Source organism: Flavobacterium sp. (genome assembly GCF_017744675.1).
Lineage (GTDB): Bacteria > Bacteroidota > Bacteroidia > Flavobacteriales > Flavobacteriaceae > Flavobacterium.
In genome coordinates this window covers 1-826 of the sequence record NZ_JAGIAV010000013.1, presented here as the reverse complement: position 1 = coordinate 826, position 826 = coordinate 1, and the positions used below count along the sequence as shown (strand labels likewise).

2 protein-coding genes are annotated in these 826 nt (G+C 44.7%); both read left to right on the top strand.

The window, feature by feature from the left end; all coding sequences use genetic code 11:
• A partial coding sequence (gene traM / locus J7574_RS23115) for a conjugative transposon protein TraM (protein WP_290974715.1) occupies nt 1–488 on the top strand: 488 nt, incomplete at its 5' end.
• A gap of 11 nt (nt 489–499) precedes the next feature.
• The coding region (locus J7574_RS23110) for a DUF4138 domain-containing protein (RefSeq protein WP_290974713.1) at nt 500–826 on the top strand (327 nt) is incomplete at its 3' end.

The window sequence follows — 826 nt, the reverse complement described above, 5'->3', positions numbered from 1 at the left end:
CTGATGAAGAAATGCAAAACTCAATTGAGGCAGTTGTGCACCAGACCCAGACCATTATCAATGGCTCAGTGGTTAAATTAAGGCTTGCCAGTGATATTTTCCTTCAGGGAACGACTATACCCAGAAATACTTTCCTGTATGGCATTGCGGCTGTAAAAGGAGAGAGGCTGGAGGTAAAGATCGCAAATATCCAATACAGCAATTCGATATTTCCCGTCGATCTGGCGGTCTATGATATTGACGGCATTTGCGGCATCTATATTCCCGGAGCGATCAGCAGGGATGTGGCTAAAGCATCGGCAGACCAATCCATTCAGACTCTGGGCCTCACCGGGATTTCAGATTCATGGGGAGCTCAGGCTGCAGGAATGGGCCTAGAGGCAGCCAAAAGCCTTATGGGCAAAAAGGCCAAACTTGTAAAAGCGGTTGTGAAAGCCGGTTACCGTGTGCTGCTTTATGATGAAAAACAAAAGAATTTAAAACCTTAAAACAGCGAAAAATGAAAAGAGCGGAATATTTGTTTTTAATAGGCTGGATGCTGATCTGCGTTTCAGTTTACCCTCAGCCAAAGGCAAAAGGCAATGTCTTTTACGAAGACCAATATACGAATCTGCAGGTTGGCTTCTCCAAAACCACAAGCATCGTTTTCCCTTATGCGATCAAGAGCATTGATAAAGGGAGCGCAGATGTGCTGGTTCAGAAAGCAAAAGGCGTTGAGAATATACTGCTTGTAAAAGCGGCAAAGCAGCACTTTATCCAGACCAATCTGACAGCCGTCACTGCTGACAGCCGATTGTATGTTTTTGTGCTAAACTATTATGATGAG